This window comes from Eubacterium sp. An11 (assembly GCF_002161065.1).
GTDB lineage: Bacteria > Bacillota > Clostridia > Lachnospirales > Lachnospiraceae > Anaerobutyricum > Anaerobutyricum faecale.
Window position 1 is genome coordinate 160,410 of the sequence record NZ_NFLV01000003.1, and the last position, 23,127, is coordinate 183,536.

At 46.1% G+C, this 23,127-nt stretch carries 20 protein-coding genes; 3 read left to right on the forward strand and 17 right to left on the reverse strand.

The annotated features are described in order from the left end of the window. Positions 1-18: 18 nt before the first annotated feature. Positions 19-1,653, reverse strand: coding sequence for a class I adenylate-forming enzyme family protein (locus tag B5E53_RS04080; RefSeq protein ID WP_087312771.1), 1,635 nt, complete (start codon positions 1,651-1,653; stop codon positions 19-21). Positions 1,654-1,875: 222 nt separating this feature from the next. On the opposite strand from B5E53_RS04080, the gene B5E53_RS04085 reads away from it, so the two are divergent. Together B5E53_RS04085 and B5E53_RS04090 are read left to right on the forward strand one after the other, a co-directional pair. Then, on the forward strand, positions 1,876-3,060 hold the full coding sequence (locus B5E53_RS04085) for a pyridoxal phosphate-dependent aminotransferase (RefSeq protein WP_087312772.1): 1,185 nt from the start codon (positions 1,876-1,878) through the stop codon (positions 3,058-3,060). Positions 3,061-3,071: 11 nt separating this feature from the next. Further along, on the forward strand, positions 3,072-3,932 hold the full coding sequence (locus tag B5E53_RS04090) for an amidohydrolase family protein (protein WP_087312773.1): 861 nt from the start codon (positions 3,072-3,074) through the stop codon (positions 3,930-3,932). A 110-nt stretch (positions 3,933-4,042) separates the two neighbouring features. Here the strand turns inward: B5E53_RS04090 and upp are convergent, their stop codons facing one another. The 11 genes from upp to B5E53_RS04140 all read right to left on the reverse strand — a co-directional run bounded on the left by upp (position 4,043) and on the right by B5E53_RS04140 (position 14,998). After that, the gene (upp, locus tag B5E53_RS04095) at positions 4,043-4,672 is read right to left on the reverse strand and encodes a uracil phosphoribosyltransferase (protein WP_087312774.1); all 630 of its coding nucleotides are present in this window, start codon (positions 4,670-4,672) and stop codon (positions 4,043-4,045) included. A gap of 113 nt (positions 4,673-4,785) precedes the next feature. Then, entirely contained in the window at positions 4,786-5,772 is a 987-nt protein-coding gene (locus tag B5E53_RS04100; RefSeq protein WP_087312775.1) for a diaminopimelate dehydrogenase, read from the reverse strand. Then, complete coding sequence (locus B5E53_RS19080) at positions 5,769-5,933, reverse strand: hypothetical protein (protein WP_162611778.1); 165 nt, start codon at positions 5,931-5,933, stop codon at positions 5,769-5,771. Before B5E53_RS19080 ends, B5E53_RS04100 begins: the two co-directional genes overlap by 4 nt. Before the next feature lie 113 nt (positions 5,934-6,046). Beyond that, positions 6,047-7,351 carry a phenylacetate--CoA ligase gene (locus B5E53_RS04105; RefSeq protein WP_087312776.1) on the reverse strand — a complete coding sequence of 435 codons (1,305 nt, stop codon included), beginning with the start codon at positions 7,349-7,351 and terminating at the stop codon, positions 6,047-6,049. 75 nt (positions 7,352-7,426) lie between these two features. After that, the gene (locus B5E53_RS04110; protein WP_087312777.1) at positions 7,427-7,996 is read right to left on the reverse strand and encodes an indolepyruvate oxidoreductase subunit beta; all 570 of its coding nucleotides are present in this window, start codon (positions 7,994-7,996) and stop codon (positions 7,427-7,429) included. A gap of 11 nt (positions 7,997-8,007) precedes the next feature. Beyond that, on the reverse strand, positions 8,008-9,735 hold the full coding sequence (gene iorA, locus B5E53_RS04115) for an indolepyruvate ferredoxin oxidoreductase subunit alpha (RefSeq protein WP_087312778.1): 1,728 nt from the start codon (positions 9,733-9,735) through the stop codon (positions 8,008-8,010). Between the two features lie 77 nt (positions 9,736-9,812). Beyond that, positions 9,813-10,118, reverse strand: coding sequence for a YerC/YecD family TrpR-related protein (locus tag B5E53_RS04120; protein ID WP_087312779.1), 306 nt, complete (start codon positions 10,116-10,118; stop codon positions 9,813-9,815). Positions 10,119-10,369: 251 nt separating this feature from the next. After that, positions 10,370-10,597: a hypothetical protein gene (locus B5E53_RS04125; protein WP_162611779.1), complete on the reverse strand. Its 228-nt coding sequence runs from the start codon at positions 10,595-10,597 to the stop codon at positions 10,370-10,372. Positions 10,598-10,885: 288 nt separating this feature from the next. Then, entirely contained in the window at positions 10,886-12,013 is a 1,128-nt protein-coding gene (locus B5E53_RS04130) for a tetratricopeptide repeat protein (protein WP_343215592.1), read from the reverse strand. Between the two features lie 77 nt (positions 12,014-12,090). Next, positions 12,091-13,281: an ATP-binding protein gene (locus B5E53_RS04135; protein ID WP_087312782.1), complete on the reverse strand. Its 1,191-nt coding sequence runs from the start codon at positions 13,279-13,281 to the stop codon at positions 12,091-12,093. A gap of 184 nt (positions 13,282-13,465) precedes the next feature. Beyond that, a complete protein-coding gene (locus tag B5E53_RS04140; RefSeq protein WP_087312836.1) occupies positions 13,466-14,998 on the reverse strand; it encodes a 4Fe-4S dicluster domain-containing protein in 1,533 nt (510 codons plus the stop codon). Positions 14,999-15,376: 378 nt separating this feature from the next. On the opposite strand from B5E53_RS04140, the gene B5E53_RS04145 reads away from it, so the two are divergent. After that, positions 15,377-15,877, forward strand: a complete 501-nt coding sequence (locus B5E53_RS04145; RefSeq protein ID WP_087312783.1) for a phosphatase PAP2 family protein — start codon at positions 15,377-15,379, stop codon at positions 15,875-15,877. A 37-nt stretch (positions 15,878-15,914) separates the two neighbouring features. On the opposite strand, the gene B5E53_RS04150 is transcribed toward B5E53_RS04145, so the two are convergent. From B5E53_RS04150 to B5E53_RS04170, 5 genes are all read right to left on the reverse strand, one after another. Beyond that, on the reverse strand, positions 15,915-18,113 hold the full coding sequence (locus B5E53_RS04150) for an EAL domain-containing protein (protein ID WP_162611781.1): 2,199 nt from the start codon (positions 18,111-18,113) through the stop codon (positions 15,915-15,917). A gap of 95 nt (positions 18,114-18,208) precedes the next feature. Then, positions 18,209-20,101: a bifunctional 4-hydroxy-3-methylbut-2-enyl diphosphate reductase/30S ribosomal protein S1 gene (locus tag B5E53_RS04155; protein ID WP_087312785.1), complete on the reverse strand. Its 1,893-nt coding sequence runs from the start codon at positions 20,099-20,101 to the stop codon at positions 18,209-18,211. 3 nt (positions 20,102-20,104) lie between these two features. Then, a complete protein-coding gene (gene cmk, locus B5E53_RS04160) occupies positions 20,105-20,782 on the reverse strand; it encodes a (d)CMP kinase (protein WP_087312786.1) in 678 nt (225 codons plus the stop codon). Positions 20,783-20,966: 184 nt separating this feature from the next. Then, on the reverse strand, positions 20,967-22,229 hold the full coding sequence (locus tag B5E53_RS04165; RefSeq protein ID WP_087312787.1) for an NAD(P)/FAD-dependent oxidoreductase: 1,263 nt from the start codon (positions 22,227-22,229) through the stop codon (positions 20,967-20,969). 2 nt (positions 22,230-22,231) lie between these two features. Next, the gene (locus B5E53_RS04170; protein WP_242963506.1) at positions 22,232-23,101 is read right to left on the reverse strand and encodes a MurR/RpiR family transcriptional regulator; all 870 of its coding nucleotides are present in this window, start codon (positions 23,099-23,101) and stop codon (positions 22,232-22,234) included. Positions 23,102-23,127 lie beyond the last annotated feature (26 nt).

Consider the following 23,127-nt stretch of genomic DNA (forward strand, 5'->3'; position numbering starts at 1 on the left):
CATTTTTTATGATATTTCTTATCCCCGGTTCTGCTGCGCTACCAGATGCTCCGCACCGTATTTTTTGCGAAGAGCCGGTTTTTCAATCTTGCCGGTGGCGTTTCTCGGCACATCGGCAAAGATAATCTTCTTCGGACGTTTGTACCGCGGCAGTTTCTTGCAATAATCATCAATCTCTTCCTGGGTGCATTCCATACCATCTTTTACGGAAATAATGGCGCCGGTTATCTCTCCCAGCCGTTTGTCCGGCAGACCGATGACTGCCACATCTTTCACCTTATCATAGGCGCTTAAGAAGTTCTCAATCTGTACCGGATAAATGTTCTCTCCACCGCTGACGATAACGTCTTTCTTTCTGTCTACCAGAAAATAAAATCCGTCTTCATCCTGCATAGCCATATCTCCGGTAAACAGCCAGCCGTCCCTAAGCGTCTGGGCTGTGGCCTCCGGATCGTTGTAATAGCAGGTCATCAGTCCAGGACCCTTCACACAGAGCTCGCCGACCTCTCCCTGTCTGACCGGATTGCCATCCTCGTCCACGATCCTGCATTCCCATCGGTACCCCGGAACACCGATGGCACCCACCTTGTCAATATTCTCCACGCCCAGGTGCACACATCCCGGACCGGTGGATTCGGAAAGACCGTAGTTGGTATCATACTGATGATTCGGGAAATATTCTTTCCAGTGCTTGATCAGAGATGGCGGCACCGGCTGCGCACCGATGTGCATCAGTCTCCACTGGTCAAGCTCATAGTCAGAGAGCTTGATCTCTCCCCGGTCCAGGCTGTCCAGAATATCCTGAGCCCACGGAACCAGCAGCCAGACGATGGTGCAGTGTTCCTTGGACACCGCATCCAGAATAATCTCCGGTGTCGTTCCTTTTAAGAGGACCGCCTTGCTTCCCGCGTAGAGGCTTCCCATCCAGTGGAACTTCGCCCCGGTGTGATACAGCGGCGGAATACATAAGAAAACGTCATCCCGGCTGGTGCCATGATGCTTCTGTTCCATCTGCGCTGCCTGCATCAGACTCTCATGATTATGTAAAATCGCCTTTGGGAATCCGGTGGTTCCGGAAGAAAAGTAGATGGCAGCGTCGTCATCATCCTCCAGACGGATAAGCGGCGGCTGGCTGGAACAGTCTGCCACCAGCTCCATATAGCTCTCAGCGAAGGTCGGACAACCGTCTCCCACATAAATGAGAAGGCGTCCCTTGCTCAGTTCCTCCTCGATGGATTCGATTCGTCCGATAAATTCCGGTCCGAAAAATAAAATGTGAACTTCCGCCAGGTCGGCGCAGTACTGTATCTCTTCTGCGGAAAAACGGAAGTTAAACGGCACCGCAATGGCTCCCGTCTTTAAAATGCCAAAATAAATCGGCAACCATTCCAGACAGTTGAACATGAGGATCGCCACACGGTCTCCCTTCTGAATGCCGCGGCTTAAAAGCATGTTAGCTACCCGGTTCGCCTTCTCGTCAAAAATACTCCATGTAATCTCTCTCCGGTACGGCATCGGAGAAGTCTGCTGTACCAGATCATATTCTTTCCAGGTGGTCTTTCTCGTGTCTTTCATTGTCGGATTCAGCTCTACCAGCGCCACCTCATCTCCGTAAAGCTTGTGATTCCGTTCCAGTAAATCCGTAACAGGCATGTTCTTTCCCTCTTTATCGCTTTAAATTTCAATACTTTTTCAATTTTATTTGTTAAAGTATTTCACTTATGTTAAAATAACATATCGGGCATGAAAAGTCAACCGCAGCACCCTCTCGTTGACAGATTCTGCTTTTTCCACTATCATAAAATAAACATAACAGTTCTGGCAGGCGCATGGCTGAACTGTTACAAACAAACTATAGAAAAGAGGTACAGTTTTATGTTAAACGAAAGAATGGTCGAACTGGGAACACAGCGTTCCGTTATTCGTGAACTTTTTGAATTTGGTAAAATGCGCGCCGCTGAAATCGGTGCTGAAAATGTTTTTGATTTCTCCATCGGTAATCCGAGTGTTCCGGCACCGGACGCTGTCAATGAAACAGCCATGAAGCTCATCAAAGAAATGGATCCTGTTGTTCTTCACGGCTATACCAGCGCCCAGGGTGACGCCGGCGTCCGTCAGATGATTGCAGATTCCATCAACCGACGGTTCGGAACTGCCTTTGGCGCCGACAACCTTTACATGACCGTAGGCGCCGCTGCAGCCCTCTGCTGCTGCCTGAACGGTATATGCAATCCGAAGGATGAAGTGATCGTTTTCGCTCCGTATTTCCCGGAATATAAGGTATTCATTGAGGGAGCCGGTGCATCCATGACACTGATCCCGGCTGATACCGAGGCCTTCCAGATTGATTTTGACGCTTTCGGGGCAGCTTTAAATCCAAACACCAAAGCAGTCATCATCAACTCCCCGAATAACCCGAGCGGCGCTGTTTATTCTGAAGAGACCATCCAAAAACTTTCCGCCATGCTCACCGCCAAATCCGAAGAATACGGTCATCCGATTTATCTGATCACCGATGAACCTTACAGAGAGATCGTATTCGGAGGCACTGTGGTTCCATATGTGCCAAAATATTATAAAAATACGCTGGTATGCTATTCCTGGTCCAAATCCCTCTCCCTCCCTGGCGAACGTATGGGATATATTGTCGTTCCGGATGAGATGGACGACCATGAGCTGGTTTACGCTGCCATCGCCGGAGCCGGACGTTCTCTCGGCTACGTCAACGCTCCTGGTCTGTTCCAGAGAGTCTGCGCCATGTGCGCGGATCTGACCGCCGATACTTCTGTTTATGAAACCAATAAAAATATTCTCATGACGGGCCTCCGTGATCTGGGCTTCCATGTGGTTGAGCCGGGCGGAACTTTCTATATGTTCCCCCGCACCTTAGAAGAGGACGACGTGGCCTTCTGTGAGCGTGCCAAAGAATACAATCTGCTGATCGTTCCGGGCGTTGGTTTCGGCTGTCCTGGACACGCCCGCGTCTCCTACTGTGTACAGACAGAGATGGTCAAACGTTCTCTGGACGCCTTCGAAAAACTGGCTAAAACCTATCGCTAGGAGATGACCACATGATAATCGACTTTCACACACACACTTTTCCGGAAAAGATTTCTTCCAGAGTCGTAAAAAAGCTGGGAATCACCGCCCACATTAAGGCGTACACGGACGGTTCCATAGAGAATCTCGCCGCTTCCATGAAGAAAGCCGGTGTCAGTTATTCCGTCAATCTCCCGGTGATGACCAGTCCGGAACAGGTAGAGAAAATCAACAGTTCCATGATCGAAGACCGGGAAGCACTTCTTGCCAGAGGCATCATCGCCTTTGGCGGGCTGCACCCGGACTATACCGATTACAAAAAAGAAATCCGGCGTCTCCGGGAGCATCACATCGCAGGCATCAAACTGCATCCGGCTTATCAGAACATCAATCTGGATGACATCCGCATGCTTCGCATCATCGACTGTGCTTCTGAGGAAGGCCTTATCGTTCTCACCCACGCCGGTATTGATATCGGTATCTATGACCGCAACTACTGCAGTGTGGCACATATTTTAAAGGTTATCGACGAAGTTCATCCGGAAAAGTTCGTTCTGGCCCATATGGGCAACTGGGACTGCTGGCAGGACGTGGAACGGGATCTGGCCGGTGCGCCGGTCTGGCTGGACACGGCTTTCTCCATCGGCCCCATTGCCAAAAATCCGGCCACCGATGAGCCTCCATATGAAGAGATGAATCTCCGCGACGAAGACTTCATCCGGCTCTGCCGCAGGCACGGCACCGACCGTATTCTTTTCGCCACCGATTCTCCATGGCAGGATCAGGCCGACTATATCGGACGCATCAAAGCCATGGATTTTAGTGATGCAGAAAAAGAGCAGATCTTCGGAGGAAATGCAGTGGCGCTTCTTGGACAGGAAGCGTTCCGGTAAACAAAAAACTGCTGCAAAACATATCGTCAGTGCAAAATACAAGAGATTCCATTTCTCTTCGTATTTTGTCTGATGGACAAGTTTTGCAGCAGTTCTTTTATTATTGATCCTTACTCCGTTCCGAAAATCCGGTCGCCGGCATCTCCCAGACCCGGACAGATGTAGGCGGCTTCATTTAATTCCCGGTCCAGATGTCCCACATAGATTTCCACGTCGGGATGAGCCTCCTGAAGCGCCTTCAGCCCTTCCGGCGCAGCAATGATGAAAAGACATTTGATATTCTTTCCGCCTCTCTGCTTAATGAAATCTACGGCCGCCACGGCGGAACCGCCGGTGGCCAGCATCGGATCCACCATGACTACCAGCCGCTCTCCAATGGATTCCGGCAGCTTGCAATAGTACTCGTGGGGCTTATGGGTCTCCGGATCCCGGTAAAGGCCGATGTGACCAATCTTTGCCGTCGGCACCAACGTAGTGATTCCGTTGACCATGCCAAGGCCGGCCCGCAGTACTGGTACCACTGCCAGCTTTCTTCCGGAAATCACCGGACTTTTGCATTTCTCAATGGGCGTCTCAATCTCGACATCTTCCAGCGGAAGATCGCGGAGCGCCTCATACCCCATCAAAATAGCAATCTCCTCCACTATCTTGCGAAATTCACTGGTTCCGGTATGTTTATCCCGCAGGCGGGTAATCTTGTGCTGAATTAACGGATGATTCATTATATATACATTTTTCATATATTTTTCCCTTTTGTCTGTGCCGGCGGAACTCTGCCGGCATCTTTTGATATCATAACTGATTGACAGGTTCCTCGCGGAAGACCTTCCGGCCCGGCATGCATCAGAAAATCCTACAGCATAGAAGCCCGAAGTTCTTCACCGCTCTTGCTGCTCAGGTACGCAGGCGCAATGTCAAAGACTGTCTTGCAGCCGCTCTGTCCTTCTTTGTGCAGGCGGTATGCCGCTCTGGCGTAAGCGATCAGCACGCTGGACGTAAATTCCGGATTGGAATCCAGCTTCAGGCTGTACTCGATGAGGTGGCTGTGTTCACCCTCCCACCCGGTCTTTCCGCTGCGAAGTACAAAGCCGCCATGCGGGATACCACTGTGATTCTTATCAAGCTCTTCCTGGCTGATGAAATGTACAGTCGTATCATAATCTGAGAAATAGTTTGGCATATTTTTGATCTCTGCCTCCACCTTTGCGGCATCTGCTCCTTCTTCCAGAACCACAAAACATTCACGGGTGTGTTTCTCTCTGGTGGTCAGCTCCGGGTTCTCTCCGTTTCTTACTGCGTCAAGAGCAGCCTCCACCGGGATCGTGTACTGCTTGGCATCTTTCACACCTTCCACTCTGCGGATCGCGTCAGAATGTCCCTGGCTGACACCTTTCCCCCAGAAAGTATAGTCTTTTCCGTCCGGAAGAATGGCATTGGCATAGAGACGATTTAAAGAGAACATACCCGGGTCCCAGCCCACAGAAATAATACCTGTCTTCCCGCTCTGTTTTGCGGCGGCATCTACGTTGGCAAAATGCTCCGGAATCCGTGCGTGGGTATCAAAACTGTCCACCACATTGAACATGGACGCATATTTCGGAGTCTGCTCCGGCAAATCTGTGGCACTTCCACCGCAAAGGATCATAACGTCGATTTTATCTTTCCAATCTTCTGCTTCAGAAACACTGCACACTGCCGCACCGTCTGTGAGAATGGAGACCGTTTTCGGATCACGTCTCGTGAAGACCGCTGCCAGCTCCATGTCCGGATTCTGGCGGAGGGCACATTCAATGCCTCTTCCCAGGTTACCATATCCCATGATTCCAATTCGAATACTCATTTTTTCTTTCCTTTCTTTCCCACAATATCTTGCTGTATTTTCAATCGTTTTCCATTATAACATAAGAAAAATAACCTGTGTTTTTCAATTTTATTAATTATACCGTTAAAATAATTAACAAAAGAAACAAAGAAACCACTGTCCATGTTTTCACCCAACAAAAAAGAGGATCTCCTGCATGGCATCGTTCACGAATCTTTCTCGCACTTTGACAGCACATGCAGTGTCCTCCTCTCCCATAACCGGTCCGCCAAAGACCAGTTACGTACATTTTTTATTTGTACAGATCACGTTTATCAATGACGCGGACTGCCTTTCCTTCACTTCTTGTGATGCTCTTTGGCTCAACTACCTTCACATCCACCTTGATTCCGAGCATAGATTTCAGTCCTTTGACTACCTTCTTCTCTCTGTCCTCGATGGATACAGTATTGTCGGCGGCCATCTCCGGTGTCAGTTCCACCTGTACCTCACAGGTATCGTTATTACCGATACGGTCAACAACAATCTGATAGTTTGCCTGATAACCCTGATTGAGAAGAACGGACTCAATCTGGGACGGCCATACATTGACACCTTTGATAACCATCATATCATCGCTTCTTCCCATCGGTTTATGCATACGGATATGGGTACGTCCGCAGGAACATGGTTTTCTGGTCAGATAGCAAAGATCACGGGTACGGTATCGGATCAGCGGGAATGCCTTCTTTGTAATACAGGTAAATACCAATTCACCGATCTCTCCCTCCGGCAGGACTTCCCCTGTCTCCGGATTGATGATCTCAGGAATAAAGTGATCTTCCTGGATGTGCATTCCTGCCTGTTCCTCACATTCAAAAGATACACCAGGACCGGAAATCTCTGTGAGACCGTAGATATCATACGCTTTGATTCCAAGCATATCTTCGATATTATGACGCATTTCCTCTGTCCATGGCTCTGCGCCAAAGATACCTGCTTTCAGCTTGATCTTATCGCGAAGTCCTCTCTCGTTGATGGCCTCCGCGAGGTTTGCCGCGTAAGATGGCGTACAGCAGATAATGGTAGATCCCAGGTCTGTCATAAACTGCAGCTGTCTCTCCGTATTACCGGAGGACATCGGCAGCGTCAGACAACCCACCTTATGGGAACCGCCGTTAAGTCCCGGACCACCGGTAAACAGACCATAACCATAGCAGACATGGCAGACATCCTCATTTGTTCCGCCGGCTGCCACAATGGCTCTCGCACAGCACTCATCCCAGATATCAATATCTTCCTGGGTATAGAACGCAACCACGCGACGTCCTGTGGTACCGCTGGTGGACTGAATACGAACACAGTCTTTTAACGGCACACCCAAAAGTCCGTACGGATACTGATCACGAAGGTCATCCTTGGTGATAAACGGCAGCTTGTGCAGATCTTCAATACCATGGATGTCTTCCGGCTTCACCCCGGCTTCATCCATACGGTTACGGTAGAACTCCACATTATCATAGACAAATTTCACCTGTTTTACCAGTCTTTCGCTCTGGAGCGCCTGAATCTGCTCCACAGGCATAGTCTCAATTTCCGGCTGATAATATCTCTTCATTTTTTAACTTCTCCTAATCTGTTTCATTTATTTGCTGTCTCCGGAACTCTTCACTTATAGAATCCCGGAAACTTTTCACTCTCCCCGACCTAATTCAAATGCTTTCAAATTCACATCCACAAACTTTTCCGGAACACATGCGGCAATGGCTTTCTCCCATTTTTCCACAGGAATATCAAAGTATCTGGACAGGCGTCCCATCAGCACGATGTTGACTGCTTTGGAGGAACCTGCTTCATTGGCTAAAGTCAGGCAGTCCATAGCATCCACTTTAATGCCGAGATCTTCCATCTTCTCCACCAGATTCTCCGGATATTCTGCCGCTCCGGTGATAACCGGCATCGGATCCACTTCCTGAGTATTGGTCACGATTCTTCCGTCTTCTTTCAGATAAGGAATGTAACGGGCAGCTTCCAGTTTCTCAAAAGACACGATGAAATCTGCTTCTCCCTTATCAATGATCGGAGAATACACCTTATCTCCGAATCTTACATATGTAACAACGCTTCCGCCCCTCTGGCTCATACCATGAACTTCAGAGACCTTCACGTCATATCCTTCTGTTAATAATAAATGTCCAAGCAGCTTGCTGGCAAGCAGGGAACCCTGTCCGCCTACGCCGACAATCATAATATTCTTTGTCATTTCACACCCTCCTATGACTGTAATGCATCAAATTTACATAACTGCTGACAGACACCACATCCCACACATAAGGTCTCGTCAATGACAGCCTTTTTGTTCTTAATGCTGATGGCCGGACAGCCCAGACGCATACAGGATTTACAGCCGACACAATTCTTCTCTTCCACTTTAAGCGGCGGATTGTGTTTCACATATTTTAAGAGTGCGCAAGGACGACGGCTGATGATCACAGATGGCTCATCCGCAGCCAGTTCTTCCTTGATGACTTTATCACAGGCAGCCAGATCATACGGATCTACCACAACCACACGATTAAATCCCATGGAACGGCATAAACTTTCCAGATCGATCTTTCCTGCCGGATCTCCCTTGATATTGTAACCGGTAGTCGGATTCTGCTGATGTCCTGTCATACCGGTGATGGAGTTATCCAGAATGATCACGGTGGAATTACTCTGGTTATAAGCGATATTGGCAAGTCCTGTCATACCGGAATGCATGAAGGTGGAATCACCGATGACAGCCACGGTCTTCCCTTCGCTTTCTTTGCCCAGGGCCTTATTAAATCCGTGAATGGAGCTTACGGAAGCGCCCATACAGAGTGTCATCTCCATGGCGGAAAGCGGAGCGACAGCGCCCAGGGTATAACATCCGATATCGCCGAGAACGGTACATTTATTCTTGGCAAGACTGTAGAACATACCTCTGTGCGGACATCCGGCACACATCACCGGAGGTCTTCCCGGCAGAGCCTCTTCCAGATCTTTATGGGCAGGAACCGGCACGCCCAGCTTCTCAGCGATCAGATTCTGGGAGAACTCACCTTCCATCGGAAGCACATCCTTACCAGTTACGGTAAGACCCAGCTGCTTACAATGGTTCTCGATGATCGGGTCCAGCTCTTCGATGATCACAAGCTTCTCCACCTTAGATGCAAAGTCCAAAATCAGCTTCTCCGGAAGCGGATTGACCATACCCAGTTTTAAAATGCAGGCGTTATCTCCAAATACTTCCTTGGCATACTGGTAGCTGGTAGAAGAAGTGATCACGCCAATCTTTGTATCTCCCATCTCCACACGGTTAAACTCACAGTTTTCCGCATAGGCAATGAGCTTTCTGGTACGCTCCTCAACAAACGGATGACGGCGGATGGCATTGCCCGGCATCATAACGTACTTGGCAATGTTCTTCACATAAGGCTTCGGCTCCGGCATTACTCTCTCGCCCGGCTCCACCACACTCTGGGAATGTGCCACACGGGTACACATCTTAATGATGACCGGTGTGTCAAACTCCTCGGAAAGCTCAAAAGCTTTCTTGGCAAATTCGTACGCCTCACCGGAATCAGACGGCTCCAGCATCGGCACTTTCGATGCAATGGCGTGATGACGGGAATCCTGCTCATTCTGAGAAGAATGCATACCCGCATCATCGGCCACACAGATGACCATACCTGCGTTTACGCCTGTATAAGAACAGGTATACAGCGGGTCTGCCGCCACATTTAATCCCACGTGCTTCATGCCGCAGAAACTTCTCTTGCCTGCTAAAGATGCACCGAAAGCCACTTCCATGGCTACCTTTTCATTGGGTGCCCACTCACAGTATATCTCGTCATACTTTGCCGCTTCCTCTGTCACCTCGGTACTCGGCGTACCCGGATAACTGGAAACAACGCTGCATCCGGCTTCATACAATCCTCTGGCAAAAGCCTTATTACCCAGCATTAATTCTTTCATACTTATATCCTTTCTGTTACATAAATTTGCAGCGATAAAATCGCTGCATGTGTGTAAAGGGAATCTCTGGAATTATTCTATTCTTCTTCATCCTCATCGTCGGGTAGCCTGTCCAGAACCGCTCCCAGACATCCCGTACCGTAATTCATCATACGATTCACCCGGCTGATCGTCGCTGAGCTGGCGTTGGTCTTCTGCATGATCTCCGTGTAGACCTTCTCCTGCTTAAGCATTCTCGCCACCTCAAACCGCTGCTCCATGGAGCGAAGCTCTGTCACTGCACAGATATCCTCGAAAAAGTTACAGCATTCTTCCAGGTCCTTTAACTCTAAAATCGCCTTATACATGCCAATCTTCCGCTCTTTCGGAGCTCTTTTCCCCATAGAAATCCCTTCCTTTTGCGTAATATATGTCTATTGTAACATTTTTTTGTGATTTCGTAAATCATAAATTAAAAGTTTAAAGGGGTGAAGAGGTCAGAAGCCCGGAGAATAGAGGCAAACGTTATTCACCGTTTACAGCCCGGAGAATAGAAATGTATTGGAAATGGAGTAAGCGGGGTGCAAATGGAAAGAGTGAGCCCGGAAGCTCACTCTGTAGTGGATATAATATACGCACTATATGATGCCGTTCATTATGATATGGCCTGATTCAGTTTTTCACTGTGTTCGGCCACGACCCTTTTTAACAGTTCCACATCCAACGCCACGATCTCCATCTTGTCAGCAGAATTTTGATAACGCTCGTAGGTGGCGACATAACAGGATTCTATGTTCTGCATGCGAGGCAACATATTATTCTCAAACGTTGCTTCCATTCGTTTTAATCGGTTCTCGATTGGTTTTAATTTTGAATCCATCATATTTGATATGGCTATTAATAGCTCATCATCTGACATTCGCATTTCCTACCCCCTCTCTTTGCATTTTCTTACCTTCTATTACACGAATTCTTTGTTCTTGCGTATTTCTGTTAAAGATTTTCGCTTGTTCTGTAAATAAAATTCATCTATTGCGCACGCTATATATGGTATCAATTTATATTGTTTATTATAACAAATATTGCAGAATCGTCAATGGTAAAAATTTTTCAATTCATTTTAGCAAAAAATCGAGTATAGATGTAATAATACAATCTCACACTTTTGCTCCTATCTTACACGCCAAATACAGTGATCACCAAAATGAATACTTAAACTTTTTACATTGTTATCGCCCAATATTTTATATGTTATTTTCTCAGTATAAAATGGCATTTTCTCTTTTATTTCCTCTATTCTTCGTTTTATTTCATCACAATCGGGACTTTTTCCATCTCCGTTCAAATTAATTTTATATCCTATGTAGTTTGAATTTGAATTATCTTCTATTATTTCAAAAGGTAATAATGCAATAAAATAATTATAGTAAGCAGGAAGAAACAAACTATCCAAATCATCAGGATTATTTAAGTTTATTATCTTTTCATCTTTCATCCATTCTTTAATTAAGAAAAAATTTATACTATTTGTATCTGAATGATACATTAAAAAAGCACTTTCATATCGACTTTGAGAAATAAGCAAAGCTGATAAAGCCGTACATATATCTACAGAACTAAAAATTGACAATTTTAAAACTTTCTGTATGGGATTTTTAGCAGAATCGTTTCCTAAAGACACTGCCTTCCACCATAATTCGAAAGCTTTATCTAAATCTCTTTTTATTCCACCTTTCCCAGCATAATATTGTATACCAGCATTCAACATCGCAGTATCATTACCTAATTCTACAGCTTCTAAATAGTATTTCTGTGCCTTTTTATAATTTTGCTCAACTCCTATTCCCTTGTCATAATAGTATCCGAGATCGCAAATGGCATTTGAATAACCCTGCTCAACAGCTTTTTTCATATAATAAATTCCTTCTTTAGGATTAATCTTAACGTGGTTCATTCCTTTCATACATGCATTCGCGTAAAAGTATTGTGATTCTGCCACTCCCGCATCGGCAGCTCTTTTGAGCCAATACATTGCTTGATTTATATCGTGTGAAATATTTTCACCGTATTCATATAACCAAGCAGTATTCTGCATCGCTGCAAGCTTTCCCATATTAGCTGATTTTTCCATATAAATCAGAGCTTTCTGATGATTTCTCATTACACCCTGTCCATGAAGATAGCAGTATCCTATATTATAATATCCATCAGGATCACCTACTTTTCCAGCTTTATCAAAATAATAAAATGCTTTTTCACCGGAAGAAGATGACGAAGAACCAAAAATAGAGTGAGCAATATCTACTCACTCTACATTTTTCATAATCTGATACTTAAAATATTTATTAATCTGATACTTAAGATATTTATCTCGGACTATTGTTCATCGCACCATTGCTGATATTCATCCAGTCTTTTTATAAAACCATCGAATTCCGGGACAGTAAAATCCAGTTCTTTATATCTGACCGGATATATTATACCTTTACTGATAAGTTGTGCTCGTATTGTTGAGATAGAAGAAACTTTTTTGTCCATATTTTTCGCTACATCAGATATAGTACAAGGCAGTTCTCCACATTTTATCATGGCAAAAATAAAAATCTTGTCCTTTTCTGAGCAGCGTTCATACCTCACCCTAAAAAAGCCCGTATCCAAAGTATCAAAAAATTCATTGATGTTATCGTCAACGTCTTTTTTATTGATCGGACTATGATCCACATTTTGAAATACAATTTGACACAGCTGCTGAATAAAAAATGGATATCCTTTCGTAATATCCGTTATTGTATCGACAGCCTCATGTGTATAATCTATATTCATTTGCTGTGCGGGAATCTTGATGGCACGCTCTGACTGTTCCCGATTTAATGATCCAACAATTTTATACATGAACAATCTTTCGGAATATGATTTCTCGTCGGATAACATTTTATATATTTTTGGCAGTCCTGCACCAATAATCATAATCGGATATCCTAACTGGTTTGTACGATGCAATGCGGCAATCAAAGAACCTAGTTCTTTTTGTTTCATATACTGCATTTCATCGATAAAAAAGCACAATGGCGTTTTTGCTTTGTATGCTGTCTCGCCAATCGCTGTAAACACTTCTGTCATACTCTGCGTAAGATTATTTGTCTGATACAATTCTCTCTCCTGAACTGATAAAGAAAATGTATTTTCATTCGGATCAAAAGATACAACCAATGACTTCAATGCATCCAGCGGTTTTTGAATAAGATTTTTAAACTTTTCTTTGGCGCTTACTTTTCTTAAAAATAATTGAGAACACGCAGCAATTTTTGAAATAAAATCATTGGAATCTTCTATTTCTATATATTGACAAAACACACCTTTGTCTTCCGCAATACGCTGCAGCTTATTTAATAAAACTGTTTTTCCCACACCGCGCAATCCACTAAACACGATAGATTGTGTCGGAATATTCATATTTAATGCGTCAAAAATCTGACTTACATTCTCAATTTCTTCGTCTCTTCCTGCTAAATATATTGGAGCCAGCCCTGCTCCAGGCCTGTAAGGATTGACTTTAAATTTAAACAATGATATCACCACCTTTGTACCTACTATCCCATGTTTTCACGCATATGTCAACTAATTTAAGCTTATTCACGCATTTTTCCGTAAAAAAATCCCTATAACTTTTTATAAAAAGATAAAGGCAGAAGAAAATTATTTCCTCTGCCTTCAAAATCAAATACATATCCGTTTTTTACCAGGAAATTTCCTACTCCTCTTCTCCCACCAGATGCTTCAGCTCTTTCACGCTCTCGGTCTGGTCGGCGGTCTGGTGGCTGGCTTTGCCGGCATAGTTTTTCACAAAGGCCTGAGCTTTGTTTACCGGCTGTCTGGTACCGGCGCCGGCGACACAGCCGCCCGGGCAGGCCATGCCTTCCAGAAGGTAACCCTGGTAGCGGCCGGCTTTGGCAAGGGCCATGAGTTTTTTACATTCTTTTAAACCTTCGGCGCTGGCCACCTGCATTTTGTGTTCCGGATATTTCTCGGCGATGACATCGGCAACAGCGCGGGCCACACCGCCGGATACGGCAAAACCACGTCCGTCAGCGGAGGAGTCGTTGACGCCTCCCGGGAGGTCTTCAATAGTGTTAAGGTCGATACCGCGGGCAGCGAAGATTCCGGTCATCTCCTCGAAGGTCAGGACAAAGTCCACTTCACTGCGGACAGCAGGGTCCATGGCTTCCAGCTTCTTGGCAGAACATGGTCCGATGAAGACCACCTTGGAACCCGGACGGGTATGTTTGATCAGACGGGCAGTCAGAGTCATCGGGGTGAGGGCCATGGACACGCAGTCGGCGTAGTCCGGGAATTCTTTTTTCGCCATGGCAGACCAGGCCGGACAGCAGGAAGTTGCCATGAACGGCAGACGCTCCGGCACATTTTCCATGAAGTCATCGGCTTCCTGCACGGCGCAGAGGTCGGCGCCGATGGCTACCTCGAAGACATCAGTGAAGCCCAGCTGTTTGATGGCGGCACGGAGTTTTCCGGAGGTGACTTTCGGTCCGAACTGTCCCACGAAGGCCGGGGCGATGGCTGCGTAAATGTGCTCGCCGGCCTGGATACCACGGATGACCTGGAATATCTGGGATTTGTCTGAGATGGCTCCAAACGGGCAGTTCACCAGACACATACCGCAGGAAACGCATTTATCATAGTCGATTTCCGCCTTGCCCTGTGAGTCGGAATGGATGGCGTCCATGCCGCAGGCCGCCGCGCACGGGCGTTCCTGAGTGATGATGGCGTTATAGCTGCAGGCCGTCGCACAGCGGCCGCATTTGATACATTTATCCTGGTCGATGCTGGCTCTGCCGATGGTGCGGTCCAGATGCACCGCGTCTTTCGGGCAGACTTCCATACACGGATGAGCGAGACAGCCCATGCAGCCCTCGGTGACGATGAGACGCTTCTCCGGGCAGGCGTTGCAGGCAAACTTGATAATATTGATCAGCGGAGGTGTGTAGTAAGTCTCCGGGCGGTCCGCTGCTTCCACGTCCTCGGATATCGGCGCCTGATTGCCGGCGTCGCGGCACGGCAGACCCATGGCAAGGCGCACTCTCTCTCCTACGATGGCTCTCTCCAGGAATACATCGTTTCGGAAATTCGCAACGTCTCCCGGGATGATCTCGTAAGGGATTTTCTCAATATGCTTTTCCACAGACGCCTCTTCCTGATAGGCCATTTTGGCTACCTCTGTAAAAACCATATGACGGATATCCTGAATTCTTGTTTCTATTCCTCTCATATTATTCTGTCCTCCTTTTCTTATCAGGCGTTCCTTTTCTTCATTCACATTTCGTTCCTTTGCAGAGAATGTTACCATGATCCGGCGCGCCTTATTTTTCAGCTGCTATAATAATACCCTGTTTCATGCATTTTTGAAAGCTTTTTATTGTTTATTTTTTCACATTTTTCTTCCGCAGCAGGCTTTTTTAATGCCATACCGTTATGACTGAGAAACTATTTTCTCAGAATATATTTTATAAGAAGAAATATAATAATCTCCCGGGGGTCGGATTTTGTGCATTCTGCTAATTGATGATTAATTTTCAGAAGTATATAATAGACAAGACTTTATTATATACGATAAAAACATATCTTACAATGATTATGGAGAACTCACATGCATTCTGAATTTTACGAAAAAATAATGCGCCCCTTCCGGACGCACCCACAATATGTTTCTGTTTTAAATCTTTTCAACCGCTTCCTCACCCTGGCGGGTTTTCTTTTATATCCGGTTCTGCTGGGCTGGACTGCAGTTCTGGAGGATAAACGCTTTTTCGCGTTTTTGTTCGTCCCGGCCTTTTTCTTTCTGGCCATGAGCCGGATCCGGAAAATCCTCAACAGTCCCCGGCCATATGAAGTATATGACATGGAACCGCTGATTGCCAGAGACGGCGGCGGACAGTCTTTTCCCAGCCGCCATGTATTTTCTATCTTTCTGATCGGCACCCTCTGGTGCGGCGTACTTCTGCCTGTCGGTATACTCCTTCTTCTGTGCGGCGTACTGCTGGCCCTGATCCGCGTCGTGGCGGGTGTACATTTTCCAAAAGATGTTCTCTGGGGAGCAGCCCTCGGACTTCTCTGCGGAGCAGCTGCTCTGTTTATCAGCACGCTCTGACCTCTGCCCTTATGGAAACCTTCGCAGAGATTGACGTTCACATTTTTTTCTTTTTATTTTCATACATGCGGGAGTCTGCCCGGCTTATCATGGTATTGAGAAAACTTTTGGTTTTTTCAAAATCTTCAGTATAGGATATTCCAAAATCTGCCGTGATATGTCTGGATCCCTTCTCTCCATAGACAATCTGCGCCAGCAGTGTGCAGATTTCTTCCATCCGGCTGTAGACACGCTTTTCCGGACAGTTCAGGAATATCACCAGAAATTCATCGCCGCCATAGCGGATAACGGAATCACTGTCCCTCACCGAAGTCTTCAGCACAGAGGCCACCTTTACCAGCACTTCGTCCCCTTCCAGATGGCCATAGGTGTCATTGATTTCTTTAAAACTACGGATATCCATGAGAATCATCGCCACACTCCGCAGCTCTTCCCCCGGACGCATCCGGTCCAGGAACATCCATTCATTGAGAAACCGTCGATTATACAGCCCTGTCAGCTCATCGGCATATATTTTTTCATAAATATCCTGCGACATATACACGGCGTTTTGCTGCTGCAATGTCAGATCCTCAATATCCGGATTCTTCTCAATGAGCGGTATGATTTTTTCTTCGTATTCTGAAACAGGCATCGGACGCGAAAAATAATAGCCCTGCACATAATCGCACTGGATTCTCTTTAAAAAATCAAACTGTTCTTCTGTCTCCACGCCCTCGGCGATCACTTTAAGGCGAAGCCATTTTGCCATGGAAACTACTGAAGACAGGATCCTCTTGCTCTTAAAATCATCCGAGTGAGAAAACAGGAACTTCATATCCAGTTTCAGGTAATCCACCTGAATGTCCTTTAAAGTATTCAAGGAAGAAAAACCGCTGCCAAAATCATCCATCATAATCCGGAACCCCCTTTTCCGAAGTTCACAGATCATGTTGTTGACAAAATCCGGATTATCCATATAGGCACTCTCTGTCAGTTCCAGCTGCAGCAGTCCCGGAGAAATATCGTATTTTCTTACCAGACGGGTAAGTTTATCCGGAAGACCGGCATTGGAACAGTCCACTCTGGACATATTCACTGAAATCGGCGCCGGAGTCAATCCCTGATCTTTCCATTTTTTTATGTACTGGCAAACCTTCTCCCAGACATAATAGTCAAGCTTCTCGATAAAACCGTTTTTTTCGAGAACCGGGATAAACTGTGCGGGAGCAATGAGCCCCTTTTTCGGGTGATTCCACCGAATCAGCGCTTCCGCTCCATAGGGAAGCTGCGTGTATCCGTCATATTTTGGCTGAAAGTAGATGACGAACTCTTCCTTCTCCAGAGCCGGCCGCATGTCATTAAACACTTCCTGTTCCTGCATGATCTGCTGTCCCAGCTTTTCATCATAAATGCCAACATAATCCTGATAACGGTTTTTTATCTTGCGGTTGGCCATGGTGGCTAAAATAAACATATTCTCCACCGGCGTACTGTTATCCTCAATGCGGTAAATACCAAAAGACGGCTCCAGAGCGAAGCTGGTACTGTAGCTTAAAATCTTCTGAATCAGAAAATAAACCATGTTTTCACAGTTTCTTCTTTCATATGGAATGCAGATACCGAAAATATCCGACTCAATTCTTCCAAAGGCACAATACGGATACCAGCCGGAAATTTTCCGGAGAAGATCTGCCATGAAACACAGAATGCGATTGCCGCCTTCTTCTCCCCAGTAAGAATTGATCAGACGGAACCGTTTGATATCCATACGGATAAATACAAAAGGCTCTGTTGGATATTTCCTGAGCATTTCTTCCGTCTTTTTAAAAAACTGCACACGGTTATAAAGTCCTGTCACCGAATCATGCTCTGCCATATGTTTCATTTGCTTCAAATATCCCATACGGCTTCTGGCAATGGCATTTTTCAGGCGGGTCATGAGAATCCGCTCTTTATACGGCTTGATAATAAAATCCCATGCTCCCAGTTCCAGGGTGCGCTCTTCCGTGGAGATATCATTATCTCCGGTCATGGCTATAATGGGAATACTATCCCAGGAAGACCCCTTGATTTTTCTCAGAAACTCATAACCATCCATAACAGGCATAACGATATCCAGAAGTATGGCGATAATCTCCTCGTTCTTTTGTTCAAGAATCTTCCATGCCTCCGCACCATTTTCCGCCTCCAGCACGTCATAATCTTTTTGAATCATATAGCGCAGAATGGTTCTGTTGATTTTCTGATCCTCCACTATCAATATAGTATTCCTATCTTCCTTCATTCCCACACCCCATTATAAAAAAAAGGTGCTGTAGTCATACAACACCTTTCTTAATTACAGATTGATTAGTCTTCTTTTGGAGTATCCAGAGCTTTGATACTCAGGCTGATTTTTCTCTCATCTTTCTTGAAATCTACAACCTTAGCAGTGATTTCCTCACCAACCTTTAATACATCGGAAGGCTTCTCGATATGCTCTTTTGCAATCTGAGAAACGTGAAGAAGAGCGTCAACGCCCGGCTCCAGCTCAATAAACGCACCGAAATCTGTCATACGGGCAACCTTGCCGGTTACGACATTGCCGACAGCGTATTTTTCATCTGCAGTAAGCCAAGGATTTGTCTCCGGGAACTTCAGAGATAACGCAATCTTCTCACCCTGGATGTCTTTGATAAGAACCTTAACCTGCTCGCCTACAGTGAAGACCTTCTTTGGATTCTCCACACGACCCCAGCTCATCTCAGAGATGTGCAGAAGTCCGTCAGCGCCGCCCAGATCAATGAACGCACCGAAATCTGTGACATTCTTTACAGTTCCTTCCACTGTCATGCCCGGCTCGATTCTTGCAAATAATGCTTCCTGTTTTGCTTTTTTCTCAGCAACCAGAAGCTGTTTGCGGTCACCGATGATTCTTCTCTTGCGAGGATTGAACTCAGTGATCACAAATTCGATCTCCTGACCGTCATATTTCTTTAAGTTCTTCTCATAAGTATCAGATACGAGGCTTGCCGGGATGAATACTCTTGTATCTTCCACAACAACACTTAAACCACCGTCTAATACTTTGGCAACTTTTGCCTTTAACACTTCTTTGTTATTGAAGGCTTCCTCTAATCTCTTGTTGCCTTTCTCGGCTTTCAGTCTCTTGTAAGTTAAGAGAACCTGTCCCTCGCCGTCATTCACTTTCAGAACCTTAGCCTCCATCTCATCGCCAACCTTGGCAACTGTGGTCAGGTCTAAGTTCTGGTCGTTGGAATATTCGTTTCTTGTAATGATACCGTCAGATTTATATCCAATATTTAAGATGATCTCATCCTCTTTTACATCGATAATAGTACCCTGAACAACCTCTCCATTTCTGATTGTCTTAAAACTTTCTTCCAGCATCTGGTCAAAACTCATTTCCGCCATGCTTTCATGAACCTCCTTGATAATATTGTTTGGGGTCGATGCCCCTGCAGTAATACCGAGTATCCCGATATTATGAAAATCCTCCATATTCAAATCATTTTTTGTTTGTATATAAAAAGTATTACTACATTCTTTTTTACTTATCTCAAAAAGTTTTTGAGTGTTCGAACTGTGTCTGCCGCCGATGACGATCATCGCGTCGGAACGCATAGCCAGTTCTCTGGTCTCCTTCTGCCGCTCCTCCGTGGCATTACAAATCGTATTAAAAACATTTATATCATAACCCTTTTCTGAGATAATTTCAACTAGATATTGAAACTTATTGTAGTTAAATGTCGTCTGTGATACAATAGATAGTTTTGTATCCGCATCAACTGCAATCGCTTCTGCCTGCTCCCGATTCTCAATGACAATCGGCCTGATATGGCACCAGCCCATGATCCCTTCCACTTCCGGATGATGGTTGTTGCCCACAATAATAACTACTCTGCCTTCCCTGCTCTCTCTCTCCACAATCCGGTGAATCTTCCGGACAAAAGGACAGGTTGCATCGACCAGATCGAGACCTGCTTCTGCAATCTCATCGTAAATCGCCTTAGGTACTCCATGGGAACGGATGATGATGGTTCCTTCTCCTAAGGAACGAAACTCCCTGCTGTCGTAGATAACTCCGACTCCCTGCCTCTCAAGGTCAGCCACAACTTCATCGTTGTGAATGATGGGGCCATAAGTATAAACATTCTTCTTTCCAGATTCTTTATAAACTGTATCGACAGCTCTTCGAACCCCAAAACAAAAGCCAGCAGACTTTGCTATATTGATTTCCATTCTTTACTCCGGCAAAATTATTTTATTATATTCGGCAATCACCGTGTCGACCACCTCGTCGATGGACATGTCTGAGGAATCCACCAGCACGGCGTCGTCCGCCTTCTTAAGCGGGGCAATCTCCCGGTTCATATCCTGCTTGTCCCTCTCTATGATATCTTTCTCTATCTGAGACAGATCACAATCTGTCCCCTTCGCCCGCAGCTCATCGTAGCGTCTCTTCGCCCGGACAGCCGGCGAGGCGGTGAGATAAATCTTGAGGGATGCATCCGGAAGCACGTTGGTCCCGATATCTCTGCCATCCATCAAAATGCTGGATGTGAGGGCCATATTCCTCTGCAGATCAAGCAGAGCAGCTCTCACGGCAGGAATCGCCGCTGTAAGGGATGCCATCTTGCCAACCTCTTCTGTGCGGATAAACGGTGTCACATTCTCACCATTCAGAAAAACCTGCTGCTTCCCTTCCTCGTCATACCCGAGACTCACCTGTATCTTCGGACACTCCGCGGAAATCTTCTCCGTGTCATGACCGTCAATCCCTTTTCGAAGAAAATAAAGGGCAATCGCCCGGTACATGGCGCCGGTATCCACATATATAAAATGAATCTTCTTCGCAATCTCTTTCGCAATGGTACTCTTCCCGGCACCTGCCGGACCATCAATCGCAATACTGTAATACATGGATACTGCCTCCTGTCTCTGGTATTCATCTGTTCTATGTCTACTGACACAGCATTGCCTACACTAAACCATTCTAACACAAACGAAACAAAAAAGGAACCCCTTTTTTACGCAAAAAATTCCCTAAAATATTCTGGCTGTCAATCAGTCTCCGGAAAACTGTTCGTCTTTTTCCCGTAAAACATCAGGCGGAGTACCCTGCCGTATACCCGGTAGACCAGGCAATCTGCAGATTGAAGCCGCCCGTCACCGCGTCCACATCCAGAATTTCCCCGGCAAAGAAAACATGGTCCACCAGTTTGGATTCCATGGTCGTCGGTGAGACTTCCTTCACATTGACACCGCCTCTGGTAACAATGGCTTCCTCAAATCCACGCACGCCGGTGATGTGCATTTCCATGCCCTTCATGAGCTCTTCCATACGGCGACGCTCTTTTTTGGTGATATCCCGCACCTTTTTGTCTTCCGGCACGCCGGCTTCCCGAAGGAAAACCGGAACCATCTTCCTCGGAAGCATTCTCTCGATCACATTGGAAATGTTTTTGTTGCGATAAGTGTCAAACTCCCGCAGGTAACGTTTTTCCAGCTGTTCCATGGTAAGAGACGGCTTTAAGTCAAGCAGCAGCGTAAGCTGCCCGGCTTCCAGTGCCTTCTGATACTTTCCAAGGCAGGTGCTGGCTGTCAGCACCAGAGGACCGCTGACACCAAAATGAGTAAACAAAAACTCCCCGAACCCCTCGTAGATGACTTTTTTTCCGTTTTTAACCCGGATGGAGATATTTTTGAGCGTAAGTCCCATGAGATCTCTGCACCACGTTTCTTTCATAATAAAAGGAACCAGGGACGGGTACACCGGCCGGATACTGTGTCCCAGCTCCCTGGCCAGACGGTATCCGTCCCCGTCAGAGCCTGTGGAAGTATAGGAACATCCGCCGGTGGCAATGATGAGGGAATCTCCCTGAATCACCCTGCCGTCCGAAAGCTGTACACCGGAAAAGGAACGGTTCTTCTCACCGGACACCCCTTCATGATCATGCAGCAGAATTTTCTCCACCTTTGCATGATAAAGAATCTCCACGTGATTCCGGTCACAGAGCCTTTTTAACGTTCCGATCACATCCGAAGAATGGTCGGACTGCGGAAATACCCTCTGTCCCCTCTCCACTTTAGTCTTAAGCCCCGCATCATTCAAGAGTCTGACCACATCGTGGTTATTAAAACGGGAAAAGGAGCTGTAAAGAAACCGGGAATTGGTGGCCACATGGTTTAAAAACTCATCGGGATCACAGGCGCTGGTAATATTACAGCGTCCTTTGCCGGTGATAAACAGTTTTTTTCCCAGTTTTTCATTTTTTTCTAAAAGAAGGACTTTTTTTCCTTCTTTTGAGGCAGAAATAGCAGCCATCATACCGGCTGCCCCTCCGCCGATGATAATCACTTTTCTCATATTCAGTCGGCGCTCCTGTTATATACATCGTATTCATTCCATATCTCTTCCAGAGCCATGAGACGCTTCTCCACATCATCTTTCCGCAGAAGAGCGATGGCAGTCACCAGCGCATTGACCACACTCAGCGCACAGACCAGAGAATCCACGATGGTCATCACATCACTCTTGGCAAACAGGCTGCAGTCAGCGAATTCCACGATCGGCGACTGCGCGTTATCCGTGAGAGCGATGGTCTTTGCCCCGTGGTCTTTGGCAAACTGTAAAGCTACCATAGTTCTCTTGGAATACCTTGGAAACGTGATACCGATCATCACATCGTTCGGCTGCATATTATAAATCTGCTCCAGGGTTTCCGAAGTGCTGTTGGCATCCACCACGATCACGTTGTCAAAAAGCATCTTAAAATAGTAGCCCATGAGACCAGCCAGGTGGGCCGCACTTCTTGTTCCCAATATATATAATCTTCGGCCCTCGTTGATAAACTTGACAGCCTTGTTGAATTCTTCTTCATCAATTCCGTTCTGCATGGTATCCCGCAGACGTTCACAGTCCGTAGACAAAATGCTTTTCAGCACGCCCTTTTCCTGATACCGTTTGGAAGAGAGGGACATCCTCTGTATGGAATTGGAGTTGGTTTTTACGATTACCTGGATCGCTTTCTGAAGTTCCGGATAACCGTCATAATCCAGCTGATAGGCAAAGCGGACCACCGTGGATTCGCTGACGCCCGCCTCTTTTCCCAGCTTGGAAGCGGTCAGATATGCCGCTGTATCAAAATTATCGGTAATATACTGTGCCAGACGCTTCTGTCCCTTACTGAAGCTTGCTGACTTATTTTCAATTCGCTGTAATAAATTCAAATGTTCCAAATCTAACAATCCACCTATTCTGTATA